Genomic DNA, 26283 nt, shown 5'->3' with positions numbered 1-26283 from the left:
TGGGTCCCTGCCACCGGGTGCTTCCCGGCGTCGGTGGGCGGTGCCATGCTCGCCGGGTGGAGCTGCGGTTCGGCGGTGAGGTGATCTGGTGGCGCGGGCCGGCGCCGTACCACTTCGTCGCCCTCCCCGACCCCGAGGCGGACCGCCTGCGCGCGGTCGCGTCGCGCGTGACGTACGGCTGGGGCTGCATCCCCGCCACCGTGACGCTGGGCGCCACCACGTTCACCACGTCGATCTTCCCCAAGGACGGCGGCTTCCGGGTCCCGCTCAAGGCGGCGCCGCGCCGGGCGGAGGGCGTCGAGCTCGGGGACGACGTCACGCTCGTCGTCGTGGTCGAGGACCCGGACGCGCCGGCCGGCCCCGAGGTCGTCGACGACGTGCCGGCGGCCGCGCGCCCGGCGGTGCCGCACCACGACCCGGCGGACGACGACGACTACTGGGACCCTGCCGCCGACCCGGCGGCCGGCGCGCCGACCACCGCCGGCTGACCGCGACCGTGACCACCGCGGCAGCGACCGCCCGCGAGCCTCAGCGCAGCGCCGCGCGCGCCGCGCGCCGCACGTGCTCGGCCACCTCGTCGAGCGCCCGCGTCCGCAGCGACCACTGCTGCCAGAACAGCGGCACGTCCACGTGCGCGCGCGCGTCGAGCGGCACCAGCCGGCCCGCCGCGACGTCGTCGGCGCTCTGCTGGTCGGGCAGCATGCCCCACCCGAACCCCAGCCGGACAGCGGTCGCGAAGTCCGCCGACGCGGGCACGAGGTGCCGGGGCGGCGCGAGGGGATCGGCGCCGCGGCGCTCGAGCCAGCGGTCCTGGAGCCGGTCGGCGGCGTCGAAGACGACGACGGGGGCGACGGTCAGCGCGGCGGCGGTCGCGCCGCCGCCGAACCACCGGTCGCGGAACGCCGGCGTCGCGTACGGGCGGTAGCGCATCACCCCGAGCGCCTCGACGCCGCACCCCTGCACGGCGACCGCCTCCGCCGTGACGGCCGCCATGACCGACCCGTCGCGCAGCAGCGCCGCCGACCGGTCCTGGTCCTCACGGACGAGCTGCACCACCACCCGGTCGGCGAGCGGTGCGAGCGCCGGCAGCAGCCACGTGGTGAGCGAGTCGCCGTTCACCGCGAGGGCGACGTGCGGCACCGGCTGGTCGGCGAGGTGGCGGGTCGCGTCGGCGGTGAGCGCGTCGAGCTGGCGGGCGAGCCGGACGAGCGGCTCGCCGGCGGCGGTCGGCCGCACGGGCCGCTCGCGGCGCAGCAGCACGGCGCCGACCTGCTGCTCGAGCGCCTTGATGCGCTGGCTGACCGCGGACGGCGTGACGTGCAGCGCGCGTGCCGCGGCGTCGAGCGTGCCGAGGTCCGCCGCGGCGGCGAGGGCACGGAGCTGGCCGAGGTCCCAGTCGGGCATGAAGCCACGCTAACGGTGCATGAGGAACTGTCGCTGGAGTTCATGTCGACCGCTGCGTACGGTCGCGGCATGGGATGGACGGCGGCGCTCGCGGGCGGTGGGTTCGGGCTGGCGCTGATCGTGGCGATCGGGGCGCAGAACGCGCACGTGCTGCGGCAGGGGCTGCGGCGTGAGCACGTCGGGCTCGTGGTGGCGATCTGCGCGCTGTCGGACGTCGTCCTCATCGCGGTCGGCACCGCGGGGGTCGGCGCGGTCATCGCCGCGAGCCGGACCGTCACCGTCGTCGTCACCGTGCTCGGCGCGCTCGTGCTGCTCGGCTACGGGGCGGTCGCGGCGCGCCGGGCGCTGCGCCCGGGCGACGCGCTCGTCGCGGACGCCGGCGGGTCCGGCCTGAGCACGGGCGCGGCCGTCGCGACCACCCTCGCGCTCACGTGGCTCAACCCGCACGTGTACCTCGACACGGTCGTGCTGCTCGGATCGGTCGCCGCCGGCCACGGCGACGGCCGCTGGTGGTTCGCGCTCGGCGCGGCGACGGCGAGCATCCTGTGGTTCACGGGCCTCGGGTTCGGCGCCGCCGCGCTCCGGCCGCTGTTCGCGCGGCCGGGCGCGTGGCGCGTCCTGGACGGCGTCATCGCCCTGGTGATGGTCGCGATCGCGGTGAAGCTGGTCCTCGGGCTGCTCTGACTGCGCTCGGCGCTCAGAGCCGGTCGCGCCGCCGCCAGTGGCGCACGTGGTGCACCTCGGCGACGTGCGGGAGGGCGGCGGTGTCGCGCGGGACTCCCGGCACCGGCAGCTCGTAGACGTCGAGCATGAGCTGCACCGGGTAGTCGATCCGCTGCCGCACCGTGTGCACGAGCCGCCCGTCGACGTGGAAGCGCAGCTCGTCGTCCTCCCACTGCACCGCGTAGTCGTGCGGCGCGGTGAGGTCGCCCGCGACGCGGACCTTGACGAAGTCCTCGGTGAGCCGCGGGTCGCGCTGCGGCTTCACGCCCACGCCGACGAGCCCGCCGGTGGCGTCCATCTCGCTGCCGAACACCTCCGCGACGCAGATCTCGCCGCAGTCGTCGGGACGGTCCTCGACCCCGACCGGCCAGAACGCGACCATCGCGGCCGGGTGCCGGACGGCCGTCATGCGGACCTCGAGGACGCCGTCGCGCACGAGCCACCCGCGGTGCTCCGGCTGATCCTCCCGCACGACCAGCCCGTCGCGGAACCGGTGCTGCCCGCGCGCCGACCCCACGGGCCCGGACACCTGCCCGGTCTGCAGGTGCGACACCCGCACGTCGCCGTCCCACTCGGGCGCCCACGGCGCGGTGCCCGCGTCGACGCGCAGCCGCAGCCGCCCGCCGCCGACGTCGTACCGTGCCGCCGTCGCGGCCCGCGACGACCAGTGCGGCGTGTAGTACGGCCACCACCGGCCGGTGTCGAGGCGCTCGGCGTCGAACTCCTCGGCCGCGACGAGCGCGTACCCGCTCAGGTCCAGGTCCAGGTCCGGCACCGCCTCACCGCCCCGGCCAGTGCCACGCGGGCACGTCGAGCGGTCCCTCGCGGCCGGCGACCACGGTCTCGCCGAGCTCCTTCCCGAGCGCGACGTGGCGCGTGTCGGCGGGGACGTCCGCGTCGGCGCCGAGCGCGTCGACCAGGGCCGGCGCGTGGCTGACCACGACCACCTGGGTGCGCCGCGCCGCCGCGGCGAGCAGGTGCGCGAGCGCGGGCAGCAGGTCCGGGTGCAGGCTCGTCTCCGGCTCGTTGACGACCATGAGCGCGGGCGGCCGGGGCGTCAGCAGCGCGGCCGCCCACAGCAGGAAGCGCAGGGTCCCGTCGGACAGCTCGGCGGCGGACAGCGGGCGCTGCAGGCCGTCCTGCGTCATGCTCACCGTCGCGTGCTCGTCCGTGCCGCCCAGGCCCAGCACCGAGCCGGGGAACGCCCGGTCGACCACCTCGGCGAGCTGGTCGCCGCCGCCGAGGTGGCGGATCGTGGCGACGGCGGCCGCCAGGTCGCGGCCGTCCGCCGCGAGCACCGGCGTGCGCGTGAGCACCGACCCGCGGCGGGCCGGCGCGTCCGCGTCCGTGCGGACGTGGTCGTAGAACCGCCACGCGCGCAGCCGCTCGCGCACGAGCAGCACCTGCGGCGCCAGCAGCGGGTCGACCAGCTCGGTGAGCAGGCTCTCCGTCGGGTCCGGGTCGCGGGGCACCTGCACCCAGGCGTCGTCGGCGTCGCGCGCCCGCACGGACGGCCCGCGACGCTCCGCGACGACGTCCCGCGGCCGCGGCGCGTCGCCGACCCACACCGTCTCGGCCTTGACCTCGGGGTCCCGGACGAACGGCGACCCCGTGCCGAGCTGCGGCAGCCCGACCTCGAGGGCGTACCCGAACGCCACGTCGTCGTCCGCGAGGCGCCCGCGCACGTGGCCGGGCCCGTGCTGGACGCCGAGCCGCAGCCGCACGGGCCCGCGCCGCCGCTGCCCCGCCCACAGCGCGGAGGCCAGCCCGCCCTCCTGCGCAAGCGTCCCCGCCAGCGCGCCCGTGCTGCACGCGTGCAGCAGCCGCAGCGACCGGTACAGCGACGACTTGCCCGAGCCGTTGCCGCCGGTCACCACGGTGAGCGCGCCGAGCTCGAGCACGAGGTCGTGCAGGGAGCGGTACCCCTCGACGGCGACGGTCCTGATCACGGGGCCACGGTAGGGGCGACCACCGACGTCCGGCCGTCGCCGATGAGTCCGGGCGCCGTCCGGGGTCTGCACGGACGACCACGGAACCGGGCAGGGAGCCACCATGACCGCCACCTACACGTTCGACGTCTTCGCCAGCCTCGACGGCTACGGCTCCTACGGGCCGCCGGGCGACTGGGGCGGCTACTGGGGCAAGCAGGGCCCGGAGCTGCTCGAGCACCGCCTGTCCCTGTACGGCGCCGCCCACCGGATGGTGCTCGGCGCCACGACGTTCCGCGAGTTCGTGACGATGCTCGCGGGCAGCGCGGAGGACTCCGAGGTGCGCGACCCGTGGGTCACGGCGATGCGCGCGCACCCGACGACGGTCGTCTCGTCCACCCTCGAGGGCCCGCTCGACTGGCCGGACGCGACCGTCGTGCGGGGCGACGCGGTCGACGTCGTCCGCCGTCTGAAGGACGAGTCGGACGTGCCGCTGCGCTCGCACGGCAGCCTGTCGCTGAACGGGGCGCTGCTGGCCGCCGGGCTGGTCGACCGGCTGCAGGTGACGATCTTCCCGGTCGTCACCGGCCGCAGCGGGACGGCCCCGGTCCTCGCCGGTGCGGGCGACCTCGACCTCGAGCTGCTGGAGAGCCGCCTGCTCGACGGCCGCACGCAGGAGCTGGTCTACCGGCCGACCCCGCGTCGCCACGCCGGCGGAGGAGCGTCATGACGCACGTCGACGAGGGGCGCGTCGTCGCGGAGTTCCGCGCGCACGCCGGGCGCGTCGGCGGGTACGAGCGCCGCCGGCTCCTGCTGCTCACGACGCGCGGCCCCGCGGGTCCGCGCACCACCCCGCTCACGTACCTGCCCGACGGCGACCGCGTGCTCGTCGTCGCCCCGGCACCCGGCGCGGCGACGGGCCCGGCGTGGTTCCGCGACGTCGTCGCCGACCCGGTCGTCACCGTCGAGGACGGGCCGTTCGCGTTCGAGACCCGCGCGGAGGTGCTCGGGGACGACGCGCGCGACGGGCTGCTCGAGCGCCTCGTGGAGGGCGGTGCCGCGGCGGGCGAGGACGAGGCGCGCGCCGTCGCCGTCGTCGCCCTGCCCCGGGCCCGCGGCGGCCCGCCGCCGGGTGTGCCGTGGGGGCAGGCGCTCGTGCTCCTGCACGACACGTTCCGGCGCGAGCTCGCCCTGATCCGCGACGAGGTGGCGCGGGGCGGCCCGGCGCCCGGCGCGCAGCTGCGGGTCGCGTGCCTGACGGTGTGCGCGGGGCTGCACCAGCACCACCACGGCGAGGACGCGGGGATGTTCCCGATGCTGGCGCAGGACCCGGCGCAGGCGGCGGTGCTCGGTCCGGTGCTCGACCGGTTGCGCGCCGAGCACGCGGCGATCGCCGCCCTGCTCGACGAGCTGCAGGCGGCCGTCCGCGCCGACGGGTCGGACGGTGACGCCGTGCTGCGGGAGGTGGACCGGCTCGTCGAGGAGCTCGGGCGCCACCTGGCGTACGAGGAGGAGCAGCTGGTCCCGGTGCTGGACGCGGCCCGCGGCTGAGCGTCGCCGCGACCGACGCCGCGACCGTCGGCCGCCCCGCTGCGCACGGTGAACCCTTTCGCGCCCTGGGGCGCGGGCGCGCGCCCCCGTAGCGTGCTCCGCACCGGCCACAGGGGGAGCCCACGATGCGACGCACCCGGACAGGTCTGATCGCGCTGGCGGCCCTCGCCGCGCTGCTGGTGCCCGTGCCGGCGTCGGCCGGCGACCTCCAGCGTGAGGAGTTCCGGCGCATGCCCGCCGACCCGTGGCAGGTGCGCGGCTTCAGCGGCGACCCGGACGCGACCGTGCGCGGCGGGACGATCACGATCGGCGAGCAGACGCTCGTGATGGTGCTCGACCACGCGACGCCCTCGGAGTGGACGGGCTCGGCGGGCCGCATGACGGGCTGGGACGTCGACTTCCGCATGCGCCTCGGCGCCGGGACGACGGGACGGTGCCTCGACGACCCCGCCGGCGTCCCGCCGACGCTGCTGTGGGTGGGGGACACCACGGACCTCGTGCAGATCGGCTTCGCCGCGGGCGAGGTGTGCCTGCTGCACCCGTACGCCGACCGCCAGGCCGTCCCGCTCGACACCCGGCGTTGGCACCGCTACCGCCTCGAGGCGCGCGGACAGCGCCTGCGGCTGACGGTCGACGGCCGCACCGTGCTGGACCGGACGCTCTCGGGGCGCGGGGCCGGCACGGTCGCGCTCGGGTTCGAGACCTACGAGGGCACGTCCACGTGGGACCACATCGCCTACGACACCGCCCCCGGGCGCGCCTGCACGGTCCGGGGCACGGCGGGTGCCGACGACCTCGTCGGCACGCCCGGCCCGGACGTCGTGTGCGCCGGTGCCGGTGACGACCGGGTGCGGGGCCTCGGCGGCGACGACGTGCTGGTCGGCGGGGAGGGCGACGACACGCTCCTCGGCGGCGACGGCCAGGACCTGCTGCAGGGCGGCTGGGGCGGCGACGTCCTCGACGGCGGCCCTGGCGGTGGACGCTCCGAGGGCGGGCAGGGCGACGACCGGTTCGTCACGGGCGCGCTGCCCGACGGCCCGCACCAGCTCGTCGGCGGGCCCGGGCACGACGTCGCCGACTACGGCGCGCGCACGGGTGGGGTCACCGTGACGCTCGACGGCCTGGCCGGCGACGGCGCCCCCGGGGAGGGTGACGCGGTGGGCGTGCCGGCGCCGTGGGACACCGTGCCCGACGTCGAGGAGGTGCACGGCGGGCGCGGCGACGACGTGCTGGCGGGCGTGCACTGGTCCGACACGCTCGTCGGCGGGCCGGGCGCCGACCTGCTGCGCGGCAACGGCGGTGCCGACACGCTGCGCGGCGTCGACGGCGTCGAGGGCAACGACCGCGTCGAGGGCGGGGACGGGCCCGACACGTGCACGGCGGACCCGAGCGACGCGATGGCGTCCTGCAACGACCCCGACCCGCGTCCGTCGTCACCGTTCCCGATGCCGCCGTGGCCGGGCGGCACGCCCACGCCCACGCCGACGCCCGTGCCGGACCCGGGGCCGACGGCGCTGCGCCGGCTGTCGTGACGTCAGGCGGTGCGCCGCCCCGCACGTCCCGCGACGGCGTACCCGACGACCGCGACGGCCGCCGACGCGACCATGACGACCGCGAGGCTGCGCGGGCTCGTCCCGCCACCGAGGCTCACCAGCGGCGACACGAGCGCGGCCAGGCCGAACTGCAGCGCCCCCAGCACGGCCGACGCGGACCCGGCGGCCTGCGGTACCGCGGCGAGCGCCAGCGCGGTGCCGTTGCCGAGCACGAGGCCGAGCGCGGCGACGGCGACGGCGATCGGCACGGCGAACCAGCCGGGTGCCACGCCGGCGCCCACGACGACGAGCAGCACCACCGACGCGGCGAGGCTCACGCCGAGCCCGACGCCCAGCAGCCGCCGCACGGGGACGCGCCCGGCGAGCCGCGCGGACACGCCGCTGACCACGGCGAGCAGCAGGGCGTTGAGCCCGAAGACGAGGCCGTACTGCACCTCGCTCATCCCCATGAGGTCCTGGTACAGGAACGGCGAGGCGGAGATGTACGCCATCATCACCGCGAACCCGAAGGCGTAGGCGACCGTGTGCCCGAGGTAGCCCCGCGAGGTGAGCGCGGCGGCGGTCGACGGGGTGCCGGTCCGGGCGGCACGTGCCGCGGCGCGGCGGTCGGCCGGGTGCGTCTCGCGCACGACGGCGAGGACGGCGACGAGCATGACGACCGCGAGGCCGAGCACCACGCCGAGGATGCCGCGCCACCCGACGGGCCCGACGAGCAGGCTGCCGACCAGCGGCGCGACGACCGGCGCGAGGCCGCCGACGATCATCATGAGGCTGAGCGCCCGTGCGGCGGCGGCGCCGGTGACGAGGTCGGTGACGACCGCCCGGCCGATCACCATGCCGGCCGCGCCGCCGAGCCCCTGCAGCACGCGCGCGGCGACGAGCACGCCGACGGTCGGCGCCAGCGCCGCGGCCGCGCTGGCGACCACGCACAGCGCGGCGCCCGCGACGAGCGGCCGCACGCGCCCGAACCGGTCGGACAGGGGGCCGAAGACGAGCTGCCCGGCGGCGCTTCCGACGAGGAACGCGGTGAGGGTGAGCTGCACGCCGGTCTCGTCGGTGCGCAGGTCGCCGGTCATCTGCGGGAAGGCGGCGAGGTAGAGGTCGGTGGCGAACGGCGCGACGGCGGAGAGGAGCGCGAGCGTGAGCAGGAGCCCGCCGGTGAGGCGGCGCGGGGGTGCGGCCGTCGCGGGGCCGGCGGCGGTGAGCGTGGGCATGGGGGTCCTTCGTCAGACAGTTATTTGTCGATAACTATAGGCCCATAGTCCCGCCCGGTACGGTGGTCGTCGTGGACGTCACACCGGAACGGCGCGGCACCGGCCCCGCGCACGACCTGGCCGAGCTCGCCGACCTCGTCCTCGCCGTCGCCCGCGCGCTCCAGGCACGGCAGGGCGCCGAGGGCGTCGTCCCCCTCACCGCCACCGAGGCCGCGGTGCTGCGCCACCTCGACCGGCACCCGGGCGACTCGCCGTCCGCCGTCGCCGACGCGCTCGCCCTGCAGCGCAGCAACCTCAGCACCGCGCTGCGCACGCTCGAGGCCAAGGGCCTGGTCGAGCGGGCGCACGGGCGCGACGGACGCAGCGTCGCCGTGCGGCCGACCGCGCTCGCGGACGCGAGCGTCGCCCGGCTGCGCGACCACTGGGCGGCGGTGCTCGCCGGGGCGGCCGCCGACCCGGGCGAGGTCCGCGCCGCCGTCGCGGTGCTCGCCCGCGTCGACGCCGCGCTGCACGGTCGCACCGTGGGCGACCCGGCGGGGGAGCGGTCGGCTCAGCCCCAGGCGTAGAGCACGCGGTCGCCGTCCCGCACCACGGCCCGCGGCCGGCCGCTCACGTCCAGCTCCACCTGCAGCCGGCGGGCGCCGTCCGCCGAGGTGGTCGTGTACCGGTACCGCTCGTTCGTCAGCTCGTCCGCGGTCGTCCGCGCCGTGACGAGCCACGGGTGCTGCCGCCGCAGCGCGATCAGCGCCTGGTGCGCGTGCAGCACGTCCTGGCCGGGGGCAGCGGGATCGGGCGGGGTGGCGGGGAGCGGGGGCCGGACCGCGTCGTCGCCGCCCTCGCGGTCCTCCTTCAGGCCCGTCGCGCCGACCTCGTCGCCGTAGTAGACGGACGGCACGCCGCCCACCGTCAGGAGCACGACGAGCGCCAGCACGGCGGCGTCGGGGCCCACCCGCGTGGTGATGCGCGTGACGTCGTGGTTGCCGACGAACGTCTGCGGCAGGAACGCGTCCAGCAGCTCGGCGTGCCGCTGCAGCGCCCAGTCGAGCTCGAAGAAGTTGCGGTCGCGCAGGCTGCTCCACGTCGCCTTCCACAGCGGGTACTGCGTCACCGAGTCCATCCCGGACTCCCGCACGATCGCCGCGTAGTCGCCGTGGATGACCTCGCCGACCACCCAGGCGCCGGGGTGCCGCTCCCGCACCCGCGGCAGCACGCGCGCCCAGAACGCCGGCGGCACCGCGTACGCCGCGTCGAGCCGCCAGCCGTCGATCCCGCGGTCCAGCCAGTGCGTCATGACGTCCGCGACGAGGTCCGCGACCGCCGGCTCGTCGTGGTTGAGCTTCACCAGCGCGCGGTGCCCCTCGAAGTCGGCCGTGCGCGGCCCTCCTTCCGCGTCCCAGTCGACGGCCAGCCACGACGCGCGCGGCCCGTCGCGCCCCTCGGCGAGCACCTGCGCGACCAGCGGGTGCTCCGCGCCGACGTGGTGGAACACGCCGTCCATCAGCACGCGGATCCCGCGCTCGCGGGCGGCGGCGAGCAGGGCGTCGAGGTCGTGCTCCGTGCCGAGGCGCGGGTCGACGCGGAAGTGGTCGGTCGTGTCGTAGCCGTGCGTCGACGACGCGAACACCGGACCCAGCAGGAGGCCGTTGGCGCCGAGCGCGACGACGTGGTCGAGCCACGGGAGCAGCCGGCGCAGGCGGTGCGGCGCCGGGTCGGTGTCCGGCGTGCGGATCGGCGCGCCGACCGCGCCGAGCGGGTACACGTGCCACCAGATCGCGTGCTCGACCCAGGCGCGTGCGGACGTGTCGGTGCTGGTCACGAGCCCCACCCTGCCGCCGCGGCACGTCGGCCGCGACCGTGGGGCCTGGTGCACGTGCGGTGCCCGTGGCACGCTGTGGCCCACGTCACGCGGATCGGGGGGCTCGCATGAGGCAGACGGCAGACCAGCCACGCGTCGGTCGTGCACGCCGACGGCCCGCGCTGGCCCTGGCGCTCGCCGCCGTGCTCGGCCTCGCACCGTCGGCGACCGGCCCTGCCGCGGCCGCGCTGCCGCGTCAGCAGCCGCTCTCGATCACCTACGTCGCGCGGGTCTGCGACGAGTACACCGACGTGATGGCCAACAAGGCGCGCAACAACCTGCAGGAGTCGCTGCGCGACCTCGGCCCGGACAGCACCTACGCCGCGGGCGACGCGGTGACGGTCGCCGCGGAGGCGGAGGGATCCCCCGGCTGCCGCCCGCTGCCCGGGTGGCGGTTCTCCACCGGCACGGGCATCGCGGGCCCGGCCGTCCGCAGCGAGTACCTCAGCACGGTGACGGGTGGGCTGCGCTCCGACATCGTCACGCAGGACACCGTGCAGGAGAGGGACGCCGCGGGGCGCCCGACAGGGAGCTGGATCGAGGGCGCCGTCACGGTCCAGCTCGACGCCGGCGAGCAGGCCGCGGCGCGCGGCAACCGGCTGTGGGTGCAGGGCGGGACGCCCGACGCCCCGCTGAACGGCCGCGGCGAGGAGCTCGGCTTCGCGGCGCTGCGGTGCGCCCGCGACGCCGTCAACGGCGACAACGTCGAGACCGTGGTCTTCCCCACGGACGCGCGGCACGTCCTGTGCTACTACTACGCGGTCTCGCCCCCGCCGACGGCCGGCACCATCACCGTCCGCAAGGAGCTCGCCGCGGGCTCCTCGGGCGCGGGCGACTTCCGCTTCGACGGCAACGTCTCCTACGCGGACGCCGACGGCGACGGCGTGGGCGACCTCACCCTGCGGGCATCCGACCGCGCCGCCGCCCAGATGACGTTCGTGCGGGGCGCCGGCTCGGTCCCCTGGACCTTCGCCGAGCGGGCGTCCCCCGGGTGGGTGCCGTCCGGTCCGCCGGTGTGCACGGCGACGAACGCCGAGGGACCTGCGACGTCGACCTTCGAGATCGGCGGCGACCGCTCGGTGGCGGTCACGCTGGCCGCCGGCGACGACGTGGTCTGCACGTTCACGAACGCACGCACCGTCACGGGGGGCGCGGTCCTGCGCAAGGAGACGCTCGGCGGCACCGGCACGTTCGCCTTCGAGCTGACGGGGCAGTCGGCGCCGCCTGCCGTCGCCCTCGTGACGACGACGCAGCCCGGCGTGCCCGAGACGGCCATCGACCTCGCCGACCTCCCGCCCGACACGTACACCGCGACCGAGGTCCTGCCCCCGCCCACCCCCGCCGGCTCGTGGGAGCTCGAGCAGGCGAGCTGCAACGGGGAGCCGCTCGCCGTCACGCCGACCGGCCCGCTGCGCCGGTCCGCGACCGTCACCCTGGTCGGCGGCGCCCTCGACTGCGTGGCGACCAACCGGTTCCTCCCGGGCGGATCGATCAGCGTGACGAAGACGTCGGTCGGCGGCACCGGCACGTTCGACTTCCTCGTGACCCCGCAGGACGACGTCCTCAGCTACCCCGGCACGGCGACGACGACGCAGCCGGACGTCCCCGCGCCGGCCACGCCCGACGGCACGGGCAGCGGCCCGCTCGTCGACGGCCTCGTCGTCGACCCGGCGACGACGTACACGGTGACGGAGCTGCTCCCGGCCTCGTCCGACACCGGGTACTGGGAGCTGGTCGACGCGGACTGCGGCCCCACGACCGGGCCGCTCGACGTCGCGACCGCGAGCGTCGAGGTGACGCTGACGGTCGACGCGCCGGACCCGACCTGCGCGTTCGTCAACCGGTTCGTGCCGTGGGGGACGGTCGAGGTGGTGAAGTCCACCTCGCCGGACCCTGCGCTGCGCCCGTCGCCCGCGGTGCTCGCCCTCGTGTGCGCGGGCGGCACCCCGCTCCCGCTGGAGGTGCCGGCCGGGACCCCGCGGGCCGCGATCCCGCAGCAGACCGTCACCGTCGCGACGACGTGCGTGGTCACCGAGACCGCGACTGGGGCCCGCGAGGGCGTGGAGGTCACCACGACCGCGCGCATCACCGTCGACGGGGTCACCCGGCCGCTCGCGCTCGGGGAGGAGTTCGCGCTCGCGCCGGCGCGGGCGGTCCTCGTCGAGGTGGGGAACGTGCTCGTGGACCCGGTGGCGCCGCCGACCCCGACCCCGACGCCGGGGCCACCGACGGGGCCACCGACAGGGCCACCGACGGGGCCACCGACGGGGCCACCGCCCGACGTGCCGCGTCCGCCCGTCGCCGACGACGACCGGGGCGCGCTCGCGGACACGGGCACGGAGGTCCGTCCCCTCGGCGCCGCGGCGGCCTGGCTGCTCGCCCTCGGCACGCTGCTGCTGCTCGGAGTGCGGCGCGCGACGCGACCTCGGCGCTGACCGCGGTGTCCCCTCGGGGACCGCCGCGGCGGGCACCGCCCCAGGTCCCGCGTCAGCGCAGCGCGCGCGGCGTCGTCCCTGAGGGCCGGGTGCGGCCGATCTCAGGACCCGGGCAGCAGCGGTCGACCCGCGGTGGCGACGCCCTGCAGACGTGGACGCGCCTCGTGGCCCGGCGGCAGCACCGCGAGCACGCAGGTCGCCGCCACCGACAGCAGCAGCGTCACGTGGTCCGTGCGCGGAAGGGCCGAGACCTCGTCCCCGGGGAGCTCGACGTGCACCCGCGTGACCGTGCCGTCGCCCCACGCCTGTGCGGCGCCCGACTCGACGCGCGGCGCGAGATCCCAGCGCGTGCCGAGGCCCAGCCGCACCTCGAGCCACGCGTCCGGGGAGTCCTGCGGCAGCACGGCGACGTCGCCGACCGCCTCCCGCAGTCCCGTGTGCACCGCGGTCTCGGTGCGGCGGTGCAGCCAGTCGGGCGGGAGGTAGGTCACCTCCTGCCGGTGGCTCCCGTCGGCGCCGTGCGTCTCGACCTCGACCGGCTGCGAGAGGTCGGCGACCGACACGGCGACGACGGGCGGGACGAACGGGTCGTCGTCGGCCACGTCCCGGCGCGACCAGTGCGCCTCGTTCGAGCCGGTCTCGTACGACACGCGCGTCTCGATGTCGCGCCCCGCCGCCTCGTCGGCCGCGTACAGCAGCGCCTCGCCGTCGTCCCAGCGGTGCTGGAGCAGGACCTCGGGGTCCGCGAGGACCCGCTCGACCATCTCGCGACCGCGCGCGACGACGTCGGCGCGCAGGTACAGGAACGAGTCGTCCGACAAGGGGATCGGGTCGTCGTCCTCGTCGTCGTCCGACCAGCGCACGGGCTGGTCGGCGAGGACCTCGCGGTCGAGGTCGTGCAGCACGATCGCCAGCCGCTCGGCGAACGCGATCGCGGTCCGCCGGCCACGGGCGCGGAGCGCTTCCGTCAGCCGCTCGACGGCCTCGTCGTCGGACGAGCCGCCGAGCACGTCGATCAGACGCCAGAACTCGTCCTCGCGCAGGGGGCGCCGCAGCAGTCGCACGGGCGACATCCCACCATGCCGCGCCCCTCCGCGGCCCGGACCGGGGCGGGTGTCGGCGCCCTCAGTCACCCAGCCCGGTGCCGACCTGGCGCGCGGCGGTGATCCACGCGTGGTCCGGCGGGACGAGCTTGACCTTCCCGGCGACGTCGCCGAGCGGCACCGCGGCCGTCCCCTCGCCGCGCGCCGCGATCATCACGCCGAACTCCCCGCGCGCGACGTGGTCCGCCGCGGCCGCGCCGAGCCGGGTCGCGAGCAGGCGGTCCGCCGCGCACGGCGTCCCGCCGCGCTGCACGTACCCGAGGATCGTCACGCGTGACTCCAGCCCGGTCGCGGCCTCGAGCTCGCGCGCGAGCCGGAACGTGTGCTCGCGCTGCTGGTCCTCGACGTTGGCCAGGTGCGTGCGCGCCGCGCGCTGCGCCTCGGGCGTCTTCGCGGCCTTCACCAGCAGCTGCGCGGCCTGGTAGTCCGCCGTGTCGTCGACGTCCCGCGCGCCCTCCGCGACCGCGACCACCGAGAACGACGAGCCGCGGGCCGTGCGCGCCTTGATGGTCGCCGCCACGGAGTCCACCGTGTACGGGATCTCGGGGATGAGGATGACGTCCGCGCCGCCCGCGATGCCGGCGGCCAGCGTCAGCCAGCCGGCCCGGTGCCCCATGATCTCGGTGAGGATGATGCGGTGGTGGCTGTGCGCCGTCGAGTGCACCCGGTCGACGGCGTCGGTGGCGATCTCGGTGGCCGTCGCGAAGCCGAACGTCGTGTCGGTCTCGGCGATGTCGTTGTCGATCGTCTTCGGCAGGTGGACGACGTTGAGGCCGGCGTCGACGAGGCGCATCGCGTTCTTCGCCGTCCCGCCGCCGCCCAGCATGATGAGCGCGTCGAGCCCGAGCGCCCGGTAGTTCTCGACGACGGTGGGGATCATGTCCTGCGTGCCGCCGCCCTCGACGGGGAAGCGGTGGACCTTGTCGCGGCTCGTGCCCAGCACCGTGCCGCCGACCGTGAGGATGCCGGACAGCGCTGCGCCGTCGAGCTCGACGTACCGGTTCTCGACGAGCCCGGTGACGCCGTCGCGGAAGCCGAACAGCTCCATGCCGTAGTGGCCGATCGCCGTCTTGCCGAACCCGCGGATCGCCGCGTTCAGCCCCGGGCTGTCGCCGCCCGCCGTGAGGATGCCGACCTTCTTCGCCGTCGACCGCGCCATGAACCGCTCCCGTGCTCGCGCCCGGCCGGCGGACCGGCCCCGTCGGCGCCCAGCCTGGTGCACGCGCGTGACCAGCGCCAACGGCTGGTCGCGACGGGTGTCGGTGCCGGTCGGCACACTGGTGCCGACGAGACGACGGAGGACCCCGTGCCCGAGGACGCGCCCGTGCCCACCGAGTACCCGCCGGCGATCGGCGCGACGGCGCGCCGTGCGCTCGCGGCGGAGGGACTCACGCGCTGGGACCAGCTCACGGACCGTCGCGCCGGCGACCTGCTGTCGTTGCACGGCGTCGGCCCCAAGGCGGTCCGGCTGCTGCGCGAGGGGCTGGCTGCGCGCGGCTCGGCGTTCGCGGACGAGCGGCCCAGCTAGTTGTACTGACCCGGCGGTGCCGCGCGGCGCGTCCGGGCTAGGTACGCCTCCCCGCGCGGTGAGAGCGCGTAGCCGACCTCGAAGCTCTGCGTCAGCCCGAGGTTCTTGAGCTTGCGGACGTCGATCTTGAACGGGTCGCGCTCGCGGCCCACCTCGGCGGCGAGGTCGGGCGCGCGCACGTGCGGGTGGCGGCGGACCAGGTCGAGCGTCGTCATGGTCCACGGGCCGTGCGTGCTCGCACGGTCGAGCCGGTCGAGGCGCGCGTCGATCGCGGCGACGTCGGCGTCGGTGAGGTCGGCGTCCTCGCGCAGCGCGATGCGCGGGTCGGGCCCGGCGGGCGCGAGCCGCACCCGGTACACGGGCAGGTCGGGCTCGTCGTCGGGCAGGCGGCGCCGCAGCGCGTCGGCGTCCCGGTGGCCGGCTGCCCGCGCCTCGTCGTCCGTGATCGCCGCGGGGTCGACCACGTCCACGGCCTCGACCCGGACGACGCCTCCGCCGCTGCGGAACTCCGAGCCGGGGCGCACGTCGGGCCGGCGCCAGCGGCGGAACGCGAGCGTGACCGTGCCGGCCGCGACGCCCGCGGCGACGGTCGGGGGGAGCCTCATGCCGACAGGGTCCCGCGGGTGGCCGGTGACGTCGACCTCTCGACAGGAGGCCGGCGCCGGGCTAGCGTATAAGACGCCACTTATACGGGAGGACGGGTCATGACGATCGACGCACTGGAGCAGGTCGGGCTGGTCACGCGCGTGGTGCGCACGGGCGAGCGGGACGGGCGGCCGACGAAGGTCGCCGAGGCGCGCCGCGTGTACCGCGCGGACGTCGACGACGTCTGGGACGCCGTCACGAGCGCCGAGCGCCTGCCGCGGTGGTTCATGCCGATCAGCGGCGACCTGCGCGTGGGCGGCCGGTACCAGCTCGAGGGCAACGCCGGCGGCACCGTCGAGGCGTGCGAGCGGCCCGACCGGCTCGCCGTGACGTGGGAGTACGGCGGTGAGGTCGGCTGGGTCGAGGTGCACCTGGCGCCCGCCGACGGCGGCACCGAGCTGCGCCTTCTGCACGAGGCGCACGTCGACCCGGCGTTCTGGGAGCAGTTCGGTCCGGGCGCCGTGGGCGTCGGCTGGGACCTCGCGCTGTGGGGGCTCGCGCTGCACCTCGAGAGCGGTGCGTCGGTCGACCCCGCCGAGGCCGAGGCCTGGTCCGTGGGGCCGGAGGGGCAGGCGTTCATCACGTCCGCCGCGACCGGCTGGGCGGCTGCGGCGGTCGGCGACGGCGAGGACGCGGACGCCGCCCGGCGGGCCGGTGCGCGCACCATCGCCTTCTACACGGGCCAGCCGGCGCCGGACGAGGGCGACGGCGCGGCCGCGGGCGGCGAGGGCGCGGGCGGCACTGCGGCCGACGACGGCGCGGAGGGCACCGCCGGGCAGGCGGGGTGAGCACGGCGGCACGGCGCACGGACGCGACGCCGGCCGGTGCGTCCGCGCCGCACGTCGACGCGGTCCTCGCCGCGCTCGCCGAGCCCGTGCGCCGTCGCCTGATGGAACGGCTCGCCGTGGCGGAGTGCGCCGCCGGCGACCTCGTCGCGCTCGCCCGCGCGGAGTTCGGCATCTCGCAGCCCGCGACGTCCCAGCACCTGCGCGTGCTGCGCGAGGCCGGCGTCGTCACCGTGCGCGCCGACGGCAGCCGGCGTCTCTACGCCGCGGACGCCGCCGCGCTCGCGGTCGTCGGCGACTGGCTGCGCGCGTTCCAGGACCCCTTCGCGCAGCCGCTCGACGCCCTCGCCACGGAGCTCGCCCGCGGCCGGCGGCGCACCCGCGCATCCGGCGCGAGCATCCCGGCCGACCCGCCGGCGGCGGGCACGGCGACCGCCTGACGCGCGGGGGCACCCGCCACCGGCGGCGCCTCACCACGTCCCCGCTCGGCGCGGGGTGTGCAGCGTTCGTCGCGCATGGCATGACGAACGCTGCACACCGGCTCGCGGGGAGCGGCCGGCGGCGCGGCGGGTGCGTCAGGGGGTGGGGTGCGTGAAGCGCGCCGCGAACGCGCCGGGCGTCATCCCCGTGACGCGGCGGAAGTCGCGGGAGAGGTGCGACTCGTCGGCGTAGCCGAGCTCGGCGGCGAGGTCGGCGAGCGTCGTCCCGCCGGTGCGCAGGCGGCCCGCGGCCTCGTGCAGCCGCCGCCGCTGCACGAGCCACTTCGGCGTCAGGCCGAGGCGCCGGCGGGTGAGGCGCTGCAGCGTGCGCTCGGTGACGCCGAACCGCTCGCACAGCTGACCGACCCGCAGCAGGTTCGGGTCGTCCTCCACGGCCGCGACGACCGCGTCGACCAGCCGTCCCTCGTCGTCCACGGGCAGGTACCGCCGCAGGAACGCGCCGACCCGGTCGGTCGCGGACCGCTGCGCCGCCTCGGCCGTGGCGTCGGCGGCCATGTCCGCGCGCACACCCGCGACCAGCGCGTCGACGTCAGGCCGCGACGCCGTGGCCGCCAGCGCGTCCGCGACGTCGGCGTGCCGGCCGGTCCACGGCGCGACGGACCCGCCGACCAGCAGCGACCCGGCCGCGGGCTGCAGCATCACCCCGACCGCCCACCCGGTGCCGCGCAGCGTCGTCGTCGACAGGCCGGGCTGCACGCCGTAGAACCGCGCGTAGGAGTCGGCCACCACGAGCAGGCACACCGGGTACTGCAGCACGCGCTGCTCGGTCTCCCGCGCGTCCGGCACGGACCACGTCGGCACCCAGTAGCGCCGCACCAGCGGCGCGAGGTCCTCCGGCGGCCCCCAGCGGCCGATGCGGAACGACGTGTCCCGCGGGTCCACGAGGTGCGCGCGCTCGACGTCGTCGACGCCCCCCGTCGCGCCGGCGCGCGTGTCGCGTTCGTCCAAGCCGCACCTCCTCCGCCCGGCGTAGCGTGCCGCACATGACCGACAACCCGATCCTCGACGCCTACACCGAGCGCGCCGCCGGCCTCGCGGCCGTCCTCGACGCGACGAGCCCCGCGGCGTGGGACGCGCCCTCACCGTGCGCGGGGTGGACGGCCCGTGACGTCGTCGCCCACGTCGTCGACACGCAGCGCGACTACCTCGCCCGGCACGACGTGGACCTCGGCCCGCGCCCGGACCTCGCCGACCCGGCGGCCGGCTGGCGCACCCACGCCGCCGCCGTGCGCACCGCGCTGGCCGACCCGGACGTGGTGGACCGGCCGTTCGACTCCTTCACCGGTCCGTCGACGCTCGGCGCCACGTTCGACATGTTCTACGGCTTCGACATGGTCGCGCACCGCTGGGACGTGGCCGCCGCCGACGGTCGCGCGCACCGCTTCACCGACCAGGACCTCGACGTCATCGAGGGCATGGTCGCGGCGATGGGCGAGCACCTGTACGGCGAGGGTGTGTGCGCACCGCCCCTCGCCGTCCCCGCGGACGCCGACCGCCAGACCCGCGCCCTCGCCTCCCTCGGCCGACGGGCCGCCGTCCCGGCCTGACCCCCGGGCGACCGCCGCGCGCACGCAGCTCTGGCGTACCCGGCACGCCGCCCACGCCGACCACCAGGCCGGCTCGACGCGCGCCGCGGGTACTGCCGGCGTGTCGGAAACCGCTGCGGCGTGTCGTCGCGGGAGGTGATTCTCTTCCGCGGGCGTACGCACGGAGTGCGCACGGCGTGCGTACGCCCGTGGGAGGACGTCGCCCTCCGACGCGACACGCCGCGACGTGCCGTCCGCGACGTGCCGCGCCTCCGACGCGCCTGCCCCCGGGGCCGCGCGGTCGCGTCCGCCGCGCCCGACGCCGGCGTGCGGCCGGGCGTGCGACGATCCGCGCGTGCGCGCCGTCCTCGCCGTCCTCCTCGCCGCCGTCTGCTTCGGCACGACCGGGACCGCGCAGGCGCTCGGCCCCGACGCCGACCCCGTGGCGCTGGGCGCCGCGCGCATCGCGGTCGGCGGCCTCGCCCTCGCCCTCGTCGCCGCCCTGCTGGCCCGGCGGACCGCCGCGCGCCCGGGCACGCCCGGAGCCGACCGCCCGGCGGCCGTCCGCGGCGCCGCCCGGACGCGGGCGCAGCGGGCCGTGGCGGTGGTCGTCGGCGCCGCGGGCGTCCTCGCGTACCAGCCGGCGTTCTTCCTCGGCACCGGGCGCAACGGGGTCGCGGTCGGCACGGTCATCGCGCTCGGGTCGGCGCCGGTGGTGACGGGCCTGGTCGCGTGGGCGGTGCGGCGCGAGCGGCCCACCGCCACGTGGGGCGTCGCCACCGCCCTCGCGACGGTCGGCGTGGCGGTGCTCGGCCTGGGCGCACCGGGCGGTACCGCGGGCGCGATCGACCCCGTCGGCGTCCTCGGCTCGCTCGGCGCCGGCGCCGCCTACGCCCTGTACACGCTGGCCGGGGCGGCGCTCATCGACGGCGGCTGGTCCTCGACCTCGACGATGGGCGCCCTGTTCGGGACGGCCGGTGCGGTCAGCGTGCCCGTCCTGCTCGTCGCGGGCGCCGGCGCCCTGACGACGCCGGCGGGGCTGGTGCAGGTGGCATGGCTCGGCCTCGTCACGACGACGCTCGCGTACGTGCTGTTCGGGTACGGCCTCGCACGGCTCGGCGCCGCCACCGTCGCCACGCTCACGCTCGCCGAGCCGCTGACCGCCACGGTGCTGGGGCTCGCGCTGCTGCACGAGCGGCTCGCGACGGCATCGGTGGTCGGCCTCGCGGTGCTCGCGGCCGGCCTGCTCGTGCTCGCGTCCGGCGCGCGCCGCGCACCCCGCGCCGCCGTCCCGGCCTGACCGCCGGCACCGTCCCGTCCCGTCGACCGCGGCAGCTCCCACCGAGCGCGGGTGGTACGACTACCGCGCTCGGTGCGAGGTGCCGCGCTCGGCGAGGTGGCGCGCCCGGCGGGTCGGGGACGTGCGTCGTGCCGCTCGCACCGGCGCCGCCGCGCGGCCCTAGGGTGTGCCCGAGCCCCGTCACCCGGGGCGCCGCCCGACCGGAGGACGCCCGTGAGCAGCCCCGACGCCCCGCACCCCGCCGCGCCGGCCGCCGGACCGGCCGCGCGGCCGGCCCCCGTCACCGACCCGCCCACCGCCGAGGGCCCGGGCGCGGCCACCGGCTCCGCCACCGCCGCGCCGCCGCCCGTGGTCGGTGCGCCCGAGCGCCCGGGCGACGAGGGCACGCGCGCCCTGCAGCACGACGCCCGCCGCCCGCCGCGGTGGTGGGGCAAGGCGCTCGCGATGGCGGTCGTCGCCGTGTTCGTGGCGATCTTCGCGTGGGACGCCCTCGGCGCCCTCGGCGGGCTGTTCGTCAACCTGCTCATCGCGTTCTTCCTGGCGCTCGCGCTCGAGCCGATCGTCGTGTGGCTCGTGCGGCACGGGTGGCGGCGGGGGGCGGCCGCGGCGTTCGCGCTGATCGGCGGGCTGGTGCTCGTGCTGGTCGTGCTCGCGCTGTTCGGCAACCTGTTCGTGCAGCAGCTCGTGCAGCTCGTCGAGACCGTGCCGCAGCTCTACGCCGACGCCCGCACGACCGTGGGGGAGCGGTTCGGCGTCGAGGTGCCGGAGACGGACGACCTGCTGCGGCAGGCGACGGAGGCGTGGGGCGGCGACGTCGCGAGCGGCGCGCTGCTCGTCGGCACGACGATCCTCGGCGGCCTGTTCGCGGCGCTGACGATCCTGCTCGTCACGTACTACCTGCTGGCCGCGGGACCGCGGTTCCGCGCGTCGATCTGCCGGTGGCTCACGCCGAACCGCCAGCAGGAGGTGCTGCGGCTCTGGGAGATCACGCAGGTCAAGGTCGCCGACTTCATCAACACGCGCATCGTCCTGGCCGCGATCGCCACGGTCGCGACGTTCGCGTTCCTCGCGATCCTCGGTACGCCGTACTCGCTGCCGCTCGCGCTGTTCACCGGCGTGGTGTCGCAGTTCGTGCCGACGATCGGCACGTACATCGGCGGCGCGCTGCCGATCGTGGTCGCGCTGACGTCGCAGGGCGTGCCGCAGGGGCTCGGCGTGCTGGCGTTCATCCTCGGGTACCAGCAGGTCGAGAACCTGTGGCTCGCGCCGAAGGTCTCGGCGCGCGCGCTGGAGATGAACGCGGCCGTCTCCTTCGTCGTCGTGCTGGCGTTCGGGGCCGTCTTCGGGGCGCTCGGCGCGTTCCTCGCCCTGCCGATCGCCGCGACGATCCAGGCGGTCGCGAACACGTACGTGCAGCGCCACGAGCTCGTGCAGTCCCACATGCTGCACGACCCGGGGGAGACCCCCGGGGACGGGTCGCCCCGTGGCGGCACGAACGCCGAGCGGACGCGGGCGGCGGCGCGGGAGGTCGAGCAGCGGCACGCCGACGGCGTGCAGTGACGCCCGCCCGCTGAACCGCCGGCGCCGTCGGCCCGTCGGCGCGCCCCCGTCCCGGCCGGCGCGCGGAGGACGGCGTCACTCCGCGCTGCCGCCGAACGCCGCCGCCCACACCTCGCGGAACAGCGCGGACGCCTCCGGCGAGGCCCACGCGTCGGTCGTCAGCAGGACGAGCACGACGTCGGAGACCGGGTCCGTCCACCACGTCGCGCCGAGCCCGCCGTCCCAGCCGTGGCTGCCGGCGTGCCGGCCGTCGGGCATGTCGACGCGGCACAGGCCGATGCCGAGGCCCCACGCGCCCCGCGCGTCGTCGCCCAGCGGGCCGACGTGCGGGCGGAGCATGTCCGCGACGGTGTCCACGGCGAGCACGCGGGTGCCGTCGGCGGCCGTCCCGCCCGCGCGCAGCATGCGGGCGAACGCGTGCAGGTCGGCGACGGTCGACACGAGCCCGGCGCCCCCGTCGGGGAACGCCGGCGGCCGCGCCCACTGCCCGTCCGGCTCGTCGTGGACGAGGGGTGCGCCGTCGGCGCCCGTCACCCACTGCCGGCCGAGGCGCGCCAGGCTGTCGGGCGGCACGTGGAACGCGGTGCCCGGCATGCCCACCGGGTCGAGCACGCGCGCCCGCAGCACCGCGGGCAGCGCACCGCCGGCCGCCCGCGCGACGAGTACCCCGAGCAGCTGCAGGGGCAGGTGGTAGCGCCACCGCGTGCCCGGCTGCTCCGACAGGGGCACCTCGCCGACGACCCGCACCCACGTGTCGGGGTCCGGGTCGGCCTGCGGTGCGGGCGGGCCGGCGTGCAGCCCCCGCTGGGCCAGCGCCTCGAGGACGGGGTCGGCGTGGGTCGCGGTGAAGTCCATGCCCAGGCCGGCGCGGGACTCGAGGAGGTCGCGCACGGTCGTCGGGCGCTCGGCGGGCACGGTGACGTCGAGCGGCCCGCGCGGGTCGACGAGCACGCGGCGGTCCGCGAGCTCGGGCAGCCACGTGTCGACGGGCGCGTCGAGCGCGAGGAGGCCGGCGTCGACGAGCGCGAGCGCGGCCGCCGCGACCACCGGCTTCGTCACCGACGAGATCCGGAACAGCGAGTCCGGCCGCACGGGACGGCCGGGCGACGCCTCGCCGGCGGCACCGGTCACGACGTCGTCGCCGTGCGCGACGAGCCACGCCGCGCCGTGCGTGCGCCCGTCGGCGAGGGCGCGGCCGACAGCGGCGGCGACGCCCGCGGCCGCGCGGTCCAGGTCGTACGAGCCCGCAGGCCCGTGCGCACGGTCGAGGGCCGGGGGACGGGCCGGGTCGGACGGACGGGTGACGGGCACGGCTGCTCCTCGGGTCGACGCCGGACGCGGGCGGTCCTCCGGTGCCGACCGTCGGGGCCGCCCGGACTCACCGGCCCGCGCGGGACCGGCCGGGCCGACCCGTCAGAGCGCGGCGTGGACGAGCGTCAGCACCTCGCGCAGCCGCACGGCGTCCAGCTGGCCGGGCGCGCTCGCGGCGCCGACCGAGCCGAACGTCAGCGCGGACCCGAACACCTCGCCGGCGAGCCGCGTGACCAGGCCCAGCCCGCCCATCGCGATCGTCACGACGGGCCGGTCGGCCTCCCGCGCGAACGTGCGCGTGGCCTGCAGGAGCGTGAGCACGTCGTCCGCGTCGGCGGGCGTCACCGCGACCTTGCAGACGTCCGCGCCGGCGTCCCGCTGCCGCCGCAGCACGTCGACCAGCGCGTCCGCGGGCGGGGTGCCGGCGAAGTCGTGCGTCGAGACGACGACGGGCACGCCGTGCGTGCGCGCCGCGGCGAGCAGGTCGTCGCGCACGGCGTCGGGCGTGGCGAGCTCGACGTCGACGGCGTCGACCGCCCCGGCGGACGTGATCGCGGCGAGGACGACCGCGGCGTACGCGGCGTCGTCGGCGGGCTGCGCACCGCCCTCGCGCGCCGAGCGGAACGTCGCGAGCACGGGCACGTCGTCGGGCAGGGCGGCGCGGACGGCCCGCAGGGTCGCGGTGGCGAGCGCGGGGTCGGCGGCGGAGCCGGCGACGTGGTCGAGCCGCACCTCGACGACGTCGGCCACGCCCGGCGGCAGGGCGCGCGCGGCGGCGGCGGCGGCGTCGGGGGTCGTCGCGACGAGCGGCACGCACACGGCGGGCACGCCGGCGCCGAGGGTCGCGCCGCGCAGCCGCAGGACGCGCGCGCCGCCGGGGTCGGAGCCGGCGTCGGCGTCGGGGGAGGTGGTGGTGCCCGCCATGCGCACAGTGTGGGTCATCGCCGGGGGACGGCGGCGGGACGTCCGGCGGGGCGTCTGGCGGGGCGTTTGGCGGGGCGTGCGGCGGTCAGCCGCGCGCGTCCTCCGTCGCGCAGAACGTCGCCCAGACGTGCTTGCCCTCGGCGTCGGCGTACCAGCCGACGTCGAGCGACAGGCGGCGGGCGATCTGCAGCCCGAAGCCGCCGTCACCGGGCGCGCGGCCCTCCGCGAGGAACGGGTGCCGGTCGAGCGCGCCGTCGGACACCTCGAGCAGGAACGTCCGGCCGTCCTGGGAGAGCCGCACCTGCGTGGGCGGACGGCCGTGCGCGAGGGCGTTCGTCGCGAGCTCCGAGGCGACGAGGACGACCTTCTCCGGCACGTCGCCGAGCGGCTCCACGGCCGACGACGACGACGCGGCGATCTGCTCGCGCAGGTCGCCGCGCAGCGTGCGCAGCTGGGCGGCGCTGTCGAGCACCCACCGGCGCAGCGCGACGAACGTCGTGGCGGGGTGGGAGGCGTGCAGCTCCTCGCCGGCGTGCGCGGGGCGGCCGGCGGCGTCGTCGTCGGGCAGCGTCCGCGGCGGCACGACGCCCGTGCCGGCGGCCGCGTCGACGGCTCCGGCGGGCTGCGCGGGCGCGTGCGAGGCGGTCGGTTCGTCGCTCACGCCCATCGCCCCCTGCCCGTGCCGTCCGTCCGTCCGCGCGTCCCCGTGCGCGGCCCGAGGACGACGGTAGGGGCAGCGCCGGTTTCGCACCACCGAAGCCGCGGCGTGGCGTCGTGCGAACCTGGACCGTCGTCCAGGCGGCGCGTCATGCTGCCACCCCCGGGGCGAGGGCCGGCGCGTGCCGCACGTCGAAGACCTGCCGCAACGCCCGCCGGGCCGCGAACCACCCGCCCATGCCGTGCACGCCGGGGCCCGGCGGCGCGGACGCCGAGCACAGGTACACGCCCTCCGCGAGCCGGTACGGGTCGATCGACGCGGTCGGCCGGGCGAACGTCTGCACGAGGTCGAGCGCCCCGGCGGAGATGTCGCCGCCGACGTAGTTCTCGTCGTGCTCGACCATCCGGGCGGCGGGGATGCACCGCGAGGCGACGACGACGTCGCGGAACCCGGGCGCGAACCGCTCGACCTGCGCCGTGACGGCCTCGGTGACGTCGACGTCCGACCCCGCCGGCACGTGCGCGTACGTCCACAGGGGGTGCAGCCCGCCGACCTCGCGGCCCGGGTCGACGACCGTCGGGTCGCTCAGCAAGACCGTCGGGCGCGGCGCGTGCCTGCCGGCGGCGACGTGGGCCTCGGCCTCGGCGACCTGCTGCTGCGACCCGCCGAGGTGCACCGTGCCGGCACGCCCGACCTCCGGGTACGCCCACGGCACCGGGCCCGACAGCACGAAGTCGACCTTCGCGGCGCCGTGCCCGAACCGGAACCGCTCCAGGCCGCGGCGCGTGCGCGCCGGCAGCCGGTCGCCGAGCACCTCGACGACCGTGCGCGGGTTGGTGTCGAACAGGACGGCCCGCGCGGGCGGCAGGTCCGCCGCGGACCCCACGCGGTGCCCGGCGCGGACGGTGCCGCCGTGCGCCTCGAGGTCGGCCCGCAGCGCGTCGACGATCGCCTGCGACCCGCCGCGGGGGAGCGGCCAGCCGCTGCCGGCGTGCGCCAGCGCGGCGAGCAGCAGCCCGGCGCCGGCCGCGGGGACCGCGGGCAGCGGGTGGATGGCGTGCGACATGACGCCCGTGAGCAGCGCGGGGGCGACGTGCCCGCGGAACCGCCGCGTCCACAGCGGCGACCCCTGCTCCGCGAGCCCGAGCGCGTAGCGCACCGCCGTGGGCACGCCGGTCGGCAGCAGCTCGCGCGGGATGCTCCGCCGGTCTCCCATCGCGACGCCGACGACGACCTCCGGCCGCTCCGCCAGCGGCCCGAGGAGCGCGCGCCACGCCGGCCCGTCGGGGCCGAGCGCCTCGACCGTGCGCGCGAGGTCGCGGTACGCGATGCCGGCCTCGCCGTCGTCGAGCGGCTGGGCGTACGACACCTCGGGCGTCAGCAGCTCGACGCCGCGCGCACCGAGGTCGAACTCCTGCAGGAACGGGGACGCCCACGCCATCGGGTGCACGGCGGAGCAGATGTCGTGCACGACGCCGTCGGCGAGGCCGAGGTCGAGCGTCCGCGAGCCGCCGCCGACCGTGTCCTGGGCCTCCAGCACGACGACCTCGAGCCCCGCGCGTGCGCACGTCACCGCCGCGGCGAGGCCGTTCGGGCCGGACCCGACCACCACGACGTCGGTGGGCACGCGGGCCTCCTCGGGCTGGGGGCGGGGCACGGGCCGGGCGTCGGACGGGCCGGTGCGGGGGCACGGCCAGCCTAGGCGCCGCGCGCCGGGGCCACCGCCCGGGGAGCGGGCGGGATGTCGGTGGCCGTGCGTAGCGTCGCGCGAGGAGGGACC

Annotated in this window: 26 protein-coding genes; 13 read left to right on the top strand and 13 right to left on the bottom strand. The window is 77.5% G+C overall.

The genetic code is table 11. The annotated features are described in order from the left end of the window. Positions 1-56: 56 nt before the first annotated feature. Entirely contained in the window at positions 57-488 is a 432-nt protein-coding gene (locus ACFUMH_RS00505; RefSeq protein ID WP_378198661.1) for a DUF1905 domain-containing protein, read from the top strand. A 40-nt stretch (positions 489-528) separates the two neighbouring features. Here the strand turns inward: ACFUMH_RS00505 and ACFUMH_RS00500 are convergent, their stop codons facing one another. After that, a complete protein-coding gene (locus ACFUMH_RS00500) occupies positions 529-1404 on the bottom strand; it encodes an ArgP/LysG family DNA-binding transcriptional regulator (RefSeq protein ID WP_378198658.1) in 876 nt (291 codons plus the stop codon). Between the two features lie 69 nt (positions 1405-1473). On the opposite strand from ACFUMH_RS00500, the gene ACFUMH_RS00495 reads away from it, so the two are divergent. Further along, positions 1474-2088: a LysE/ArgO family amino acid transporter gene (locus tag ACFUMH_RS00495; protein ID WP_378198654.1), complete on the top strand. Its 615-nt coding sequence runs from the start codon at positions 1474-1476 to the stop codon at positions 2086-2088. Between the two features lie 13 nt (positions 2089-2101). Here ACFUMH_RS00495 and ACFUMH_RS00490 read toward each other — a convergent pair whose 3' ends face one another. Continuing rightward, a complete protein-coding gene (locus ACFUMH_RS00490; RefSeq protein WP_378198652.1) occupies positions 2102-2902 on the bottom strand; it encodes a glycoside hydrolase family 16 protein in 801 nt (266 codons plus the stop codon). 4 nt (positions 2903-2906) lie between these two features. Then, on the bottom strand, positions 2907-4076 hold the full coding sequence (locus ACFUMH_RS00485) for an AAA family ATPase (RefSeq protein ID WP_378198648.1): 1170 nt from the start codon (positions 4074-4076) through the stop codon (positions 2907-2909). A 103-nt stretch (positions 4077-4179) separates the two neighbouring features. Between ACFUMH_RS00485 and ACFUMH_RS00480 the strand changes: the two genes are divergently transcribed. The 3 genes from ACFUMH_RS00480 to ACFUMH_RS00470 all read left to right on the top strand — a co-directional run bounded on the left by ACFUMH_RS00480 (position 4180) and on the right by ACFUMH_RS00470 (position 7138). Beyond that, positions 4180-4785 carry a dihydrofolate reductase family protein gene (locus tag ACFUMH_RS00480; RefSeq protein ID WP_378198645.1) on the top strand — a complete coding sequence of 202 codons (606 nt, stop codon included), beginning with the start codon at positions 4180-4182 and terminating at the stop codon, positions 4783-4785. After that, positions 4782-5606, top strand: a complete 825-nt coding sequence (locus ACFUMH_RS00475) for a nitroreductase/quinone reductase family protein (protein WP_378198642.1) — start codon at positions 4782-4784, stop codon at positions 5604-5606. Before ACFUMH_RS00480 ends, ACFUMH_RS00475 begins: the two co-directional genes overlap by 4 nt. A gap of 125 nt (positions 5607-5731) precedes the next feature. Further along, positions 5732-7138: a hypothetical protein gene (locus ACFUMH_RS00470; protein WP_378198639.1), complete on the top strand. Its 1407-nt coding sequence runs from the start codon at positions 5732-5734 to the stop codon at positions 7136-7138. A gap of 2 nt (positions 7139-7140) precedes the next feature. On the opposite strand, the gene ACFUMH_RS00465 is transcribed toward ACFUMH_RS00470, so the two are convergent. Then, the gene (locus tag ACFUMH_RS00465; RefSeq protein ID WP_378198636.1) at positions 7141-8373 is read right to left on the bottom strand and encodes a Bcr/CflA family efflux MFS transporter; all 1233 of its coding nucleotides are present in this window, start codon (positions 8371-8373) and stop codon (positions 7141-7143) included. Between the two features lie 71 nt (positions 8374-8444). Here ACFUMH_RS00465 and ACFUMH_RS00460 point away from each other — a divergent pair, with 71 nt between their 5' ends. Further along, entirely contained in the window at positions 8445-8939 is a 495-nt protein-coding gene (locus ACFUMH_RS00460) for a MarR family winged helix-turn-helix transcriptional regulator (protein ID WP_378198633.1), read from the top strand. Here the strand turns inward: ACFUMH_RS00460 and ACFUMH_RS00455 are convergent. Next, positions 8924-10189: an alpha-amylase family protein gene (locus ACFUMH_RS00455; RefSeq protein ID WP_378198630.1), complete on the bottom strand. Its 1266-nt coding sequence runs from the start codon at positions 10187-10189 to the stop codon at positions 8924-8926. The genes ACFUMH_RS00460 and ACFUMH_RS00455 overlap by 16 nt on opposite strands. A gap of 107 nt (positions 10190-10296) precedes the next feature. Between ACFUMH_RS00455 and ACFUMH_RS00450 the strand changes: the two genes are divergently transcribed. Beyond that, positions 10297-12663, top strand: a complete 2367-nt coding sequence (locus ACFUMH_RS00450) for a hypothetical protein (protein WP_378198627.1) — start codon at positions 10297-10299, stop codon at positions 12661-12663. A gap of 101 nt (positions 12664-12764) precedes the next feature. Here the strand turns inward: ACFUMH_RS00450 and ACFUMH_RS00445 are convergent, their stop codons facing one another. Then, positions 12765-13727, bottom strand: a complete 963-nt coding sequence (locus tag ACFUMH_RS00445) for a DUF4240 domain-containing protein (protein ID WP_378198625.1) — start codon at positions 13725-13727, stop codon at positions 12765-12767. Between the two features lie 61 nt (positions 13728-13788). Further along, entirely contained in the window at positions 13789-14925 is a 1137-nt protein-coding gene (locus ACFUMH_RS00440; protein ID WP_378198622.1) for a 6-phosphofructokinase, read from the bottom strand. A gap of 147 nt (positions 14926-15072) precedes the next feature. On the opposite strand from ACFUMH_RS00440, the gene ACFUMH_RS00435 reads away from it, so the two are divergent. Next, entirely contained in the window at positions 15073-15294 is a 222-nt protein-coding gene (locus tag ACFUMH_RS00435; protein WP_378198619.1) for a hypothetical protein, read from the top strand. Here ACFUMH_RS00435 and ACFUMH_RS00430 read toward each other — a convergent pair. After that, the gene (locus ACFUMH_RS00430; RefSeq protein WP_378198616.1) at positions 15291-15899 is read right to left on the bottom strand and encodes a hypothetical protein; all 609 of its coding nucleotides are present in this window, start codon (positions 15897-15899) and stop codon (positions 15291-15293) included. The genes ACFUMH_RS00435 and ACFUMH_RS00430 overlap by 4 nt on opposite strands. A gap of 99 nt (positions 15900-15998) precedes the next feature. Between ACFUMH_RS00430 and ACFUMH_RS00425 the strand changes: the two genes are divergently transcribed. Beyond that, entirely contained in the window at positions 15999-16727 is a 729-nt protein-coding gene (locus ACFUMH_RS00425; protein ID WP_378198613.1) for an SRPBCC family protein, read from the top strand. Continuing rightward, positions 16724-17164: an ArsR/SmtB family transcription factor gene (locus tag ACFUMH_RS00420; protein WP_378198610.1), complete on the top strand. Its 441-nt coding sequence runs from the start codon at positions 16724-16726 to the stop codon at positions 17162-17164. Before ACFUMH_RS00425 ends, ACFUMH_RS00420 begins: the two co-directional genes overlap by 4 nt. A gap of 135 nt (positions 17165-17299) precedes the next feature. On the opposite strand, the gene ACFUMH_RS00415 is transcribed toward ACFUMH_RS00420, so the two are convergent. After that, positions 17300-18172 (bottom strand): helix-turn-helix domain-containing protein, encoded by an 873-nt coding sequence (locus ACFUMH_RS00415; protein WP_378198607.1) that lies wholly within the window; start codon positions 18170-18172, stop codon positions 17300-17302. Positions 18173-18207: 35 nt separating this feature from the next. On the opposite strand from ACFUMH_RS00415, the gene ACFUMH_RS00410 reads away from it, so the two are divergent. From ACFUMH_RS00410 to ACFUMH_RS00400, 3 genes are all read left to right on the top strand, one after another. Next, on the top strand, positions 18208-18771 hold the full coding sequence (locus ACFUMH_RS00410; RefSeq protein ID WP_378198604.1) for a TIGR03086 family metal-binding protein: 564 nt from the start codon (positions 18208-18210) through the stop codon (positions 18769-18771). A gap of 334 nt (positions 18772-19105) precedes the next feature. Further along, a complete protein-coding gene (locus ACFUMH_RS00405; RefSeq protein WP_378198602.1) occupies positions 19106-20050 on the top strand; it encodes a DMT family transporter in 945 nt (314 codons plus the stop codon). A 213-nt stretch (positions 20051-20263) separates the two neighbouring features. After that, positions 20264-21610, top strand: a complete 1347-nt coding sequence (locus ACFUMH_RS00400; RefSeq protein WP_378198599.1) for an AI-2E family transporter — start codon at positions 20264-20266, stop codon at positions 21608-21610. A 75-nt stretch (positions 21611-21685) separates the two neighbouring features. Here the strand turns inward: ACFUMH_RS00400 and ACFUMH_RS00395 are convergent, their stop codons facing one another. From ACFUMH_RS00395 to ACFUMH_RS00380, 4 genes are all read right to left on the bottom strand, one after another. Then, positions 21686-22921, bottom strand: a complete 1236-nt coding sequence (locus tag ACFUMH_RS00395) for a serine hydrolase domain-containing protein (RefSeq protein WP_378198596.1) — start codon at positions 22919-22921, stop codon at positions 21686-21688. Positions 22922-23023: 102 nt separating this feature from the next. Continuing rightward, positions 23024-23845: a type I 3-dehydroquinate dehydratase gene (aroD, locus tag ACFUMH_RS00390; protein WP_378198593.1), complete on the bottom strand. Its 822-nt coding sequence runs from the start codon at positions 23843-23845 to the stop codon at positions 23024-23026. Between the two features lie 85 nt (positions 23846-23930). Next, positions 23931-24506 carry an ATP-binding protein gene (locus ACFUMH_RS00385; protein WP_378198590.1) on the bottom strand — a complete coding sequence of 192 codons (576 nt, stop codon included), beginning with the start codon at positions 24504-24506 and terminating at the stop codon, positions 23931-23933. Positions 24507-24651: 145 nt separating this feature from the next. Continuing rightward, complete coding sequence (locus ACFUMH_RS00380; RefSeq protein ID WP_378198587.1) at positions 24652-26130, bottom strand: phytoene desaturase family protein; 1479 nt, start codon at positions 26128-26130, stop codon at positions 24652-24654. Positions 26131-26283: the final 153 nt, after the last annotated feature.

It is taken from the genome of Cellulomonas sp. NPDC057328 (assembly GCF_042667215.1).
Classification (GTDB): Bacteria; Actinomycetota; Actinomycetes; order Actinomycetales; family Cellulomonadaceae; genus Cellulomonas.
This window is presented reverse-complemented; position numbering and strand designations above follow the sequence as displayed.

Bases quoted from the DNA above. Each gene is read 5' to 3' on its own strand.
- ACFUMH_RS00500 (WP_378198658.1), bottom strand. From the start codon at position 1,404: ATGCCCGACTGGGACCTCGGCCAGCTCCGTGCCCTCGCCGCCGCGGCG.
- ACFUMH_RS00430 (WP_378198616.1), bottom strand. From the start codon at position 15,899: ATGAGGCTCCCCCCGACCGTCGCCGCGGGCGTCGCGGCCGGCACGGTC.
- aroD (WP_378198593.1), bottom strand. From the start codon at position 23,845: ATGGCGGGCACCACCACCTCCCCCGACGCCGACGCCGGCTCCGACCCC.
- ACFUMH_RS00425 (WP_378198613.1), top strand. From the start codon at position 15,999: ATGACGATCGACGCACTGGAGCAGGTCGGGCTGGTCACGCGCGTGGTG.
- ACFUMH_RS00495 (WP_378198654.1), top strand. From the start codon at position 1,474: ATGGGATGGACGGCGGCGCTCGCGGGCGGTGGGTTCGGGCTGGCGCTG.
- ACFUMH_RS00410 (WP_378198604.1), top strand. From the start codon at position 18,208: ATGACCGACAACCCGATCCTCGACGCCTACACCGAGCGCGCCGCCGGC.
- ACFUMH_RS00465 (WP_378198636.1), bottom strand. From the start codon at position 8,373: ATGCCCACGCTCACCGCCGCCGGCCCCGCGACGGCCGCACCCCCGCGC.
- ACFUMH_RS00475 (WP_378198642.1), top strand. From the start codon at position 4,782: ATGACGCACGTCGACGAGGGGCGCGTCGTCGCGGAGTTCCGCGCGCAC.
- ACFUMH_RS00470 (WP_378198639.1), top strand. From the start codon at position 5,732: ATGCGACGCACCCGGACAGGTCTGATCGCGCTGGCGGCCCTCGCCGCG.
- ACFUMH_RS00440 (WP_378198622.1), bottom strand. From the start codon at position 14,925: ATGGCGCGGTCGACGGCGAAGAAGGTCGGCATCCTCACGGCGGGCGGC.
- ACFUMH_RS00450 (WP_378198627.1), top strand. From the start codon at position 10,297: ATGAGGCAGACGGCAGACCAGCCACGCGTCGGTCGTGCACGCCGACGG.
- ACFUMH_RS00480 (WP_378198645.1), top strand. From the start codon at position 4,180: ATGACCGCCACCTACACGTTCGACGTCTTCGCCAGCCTCGACGGCTAC.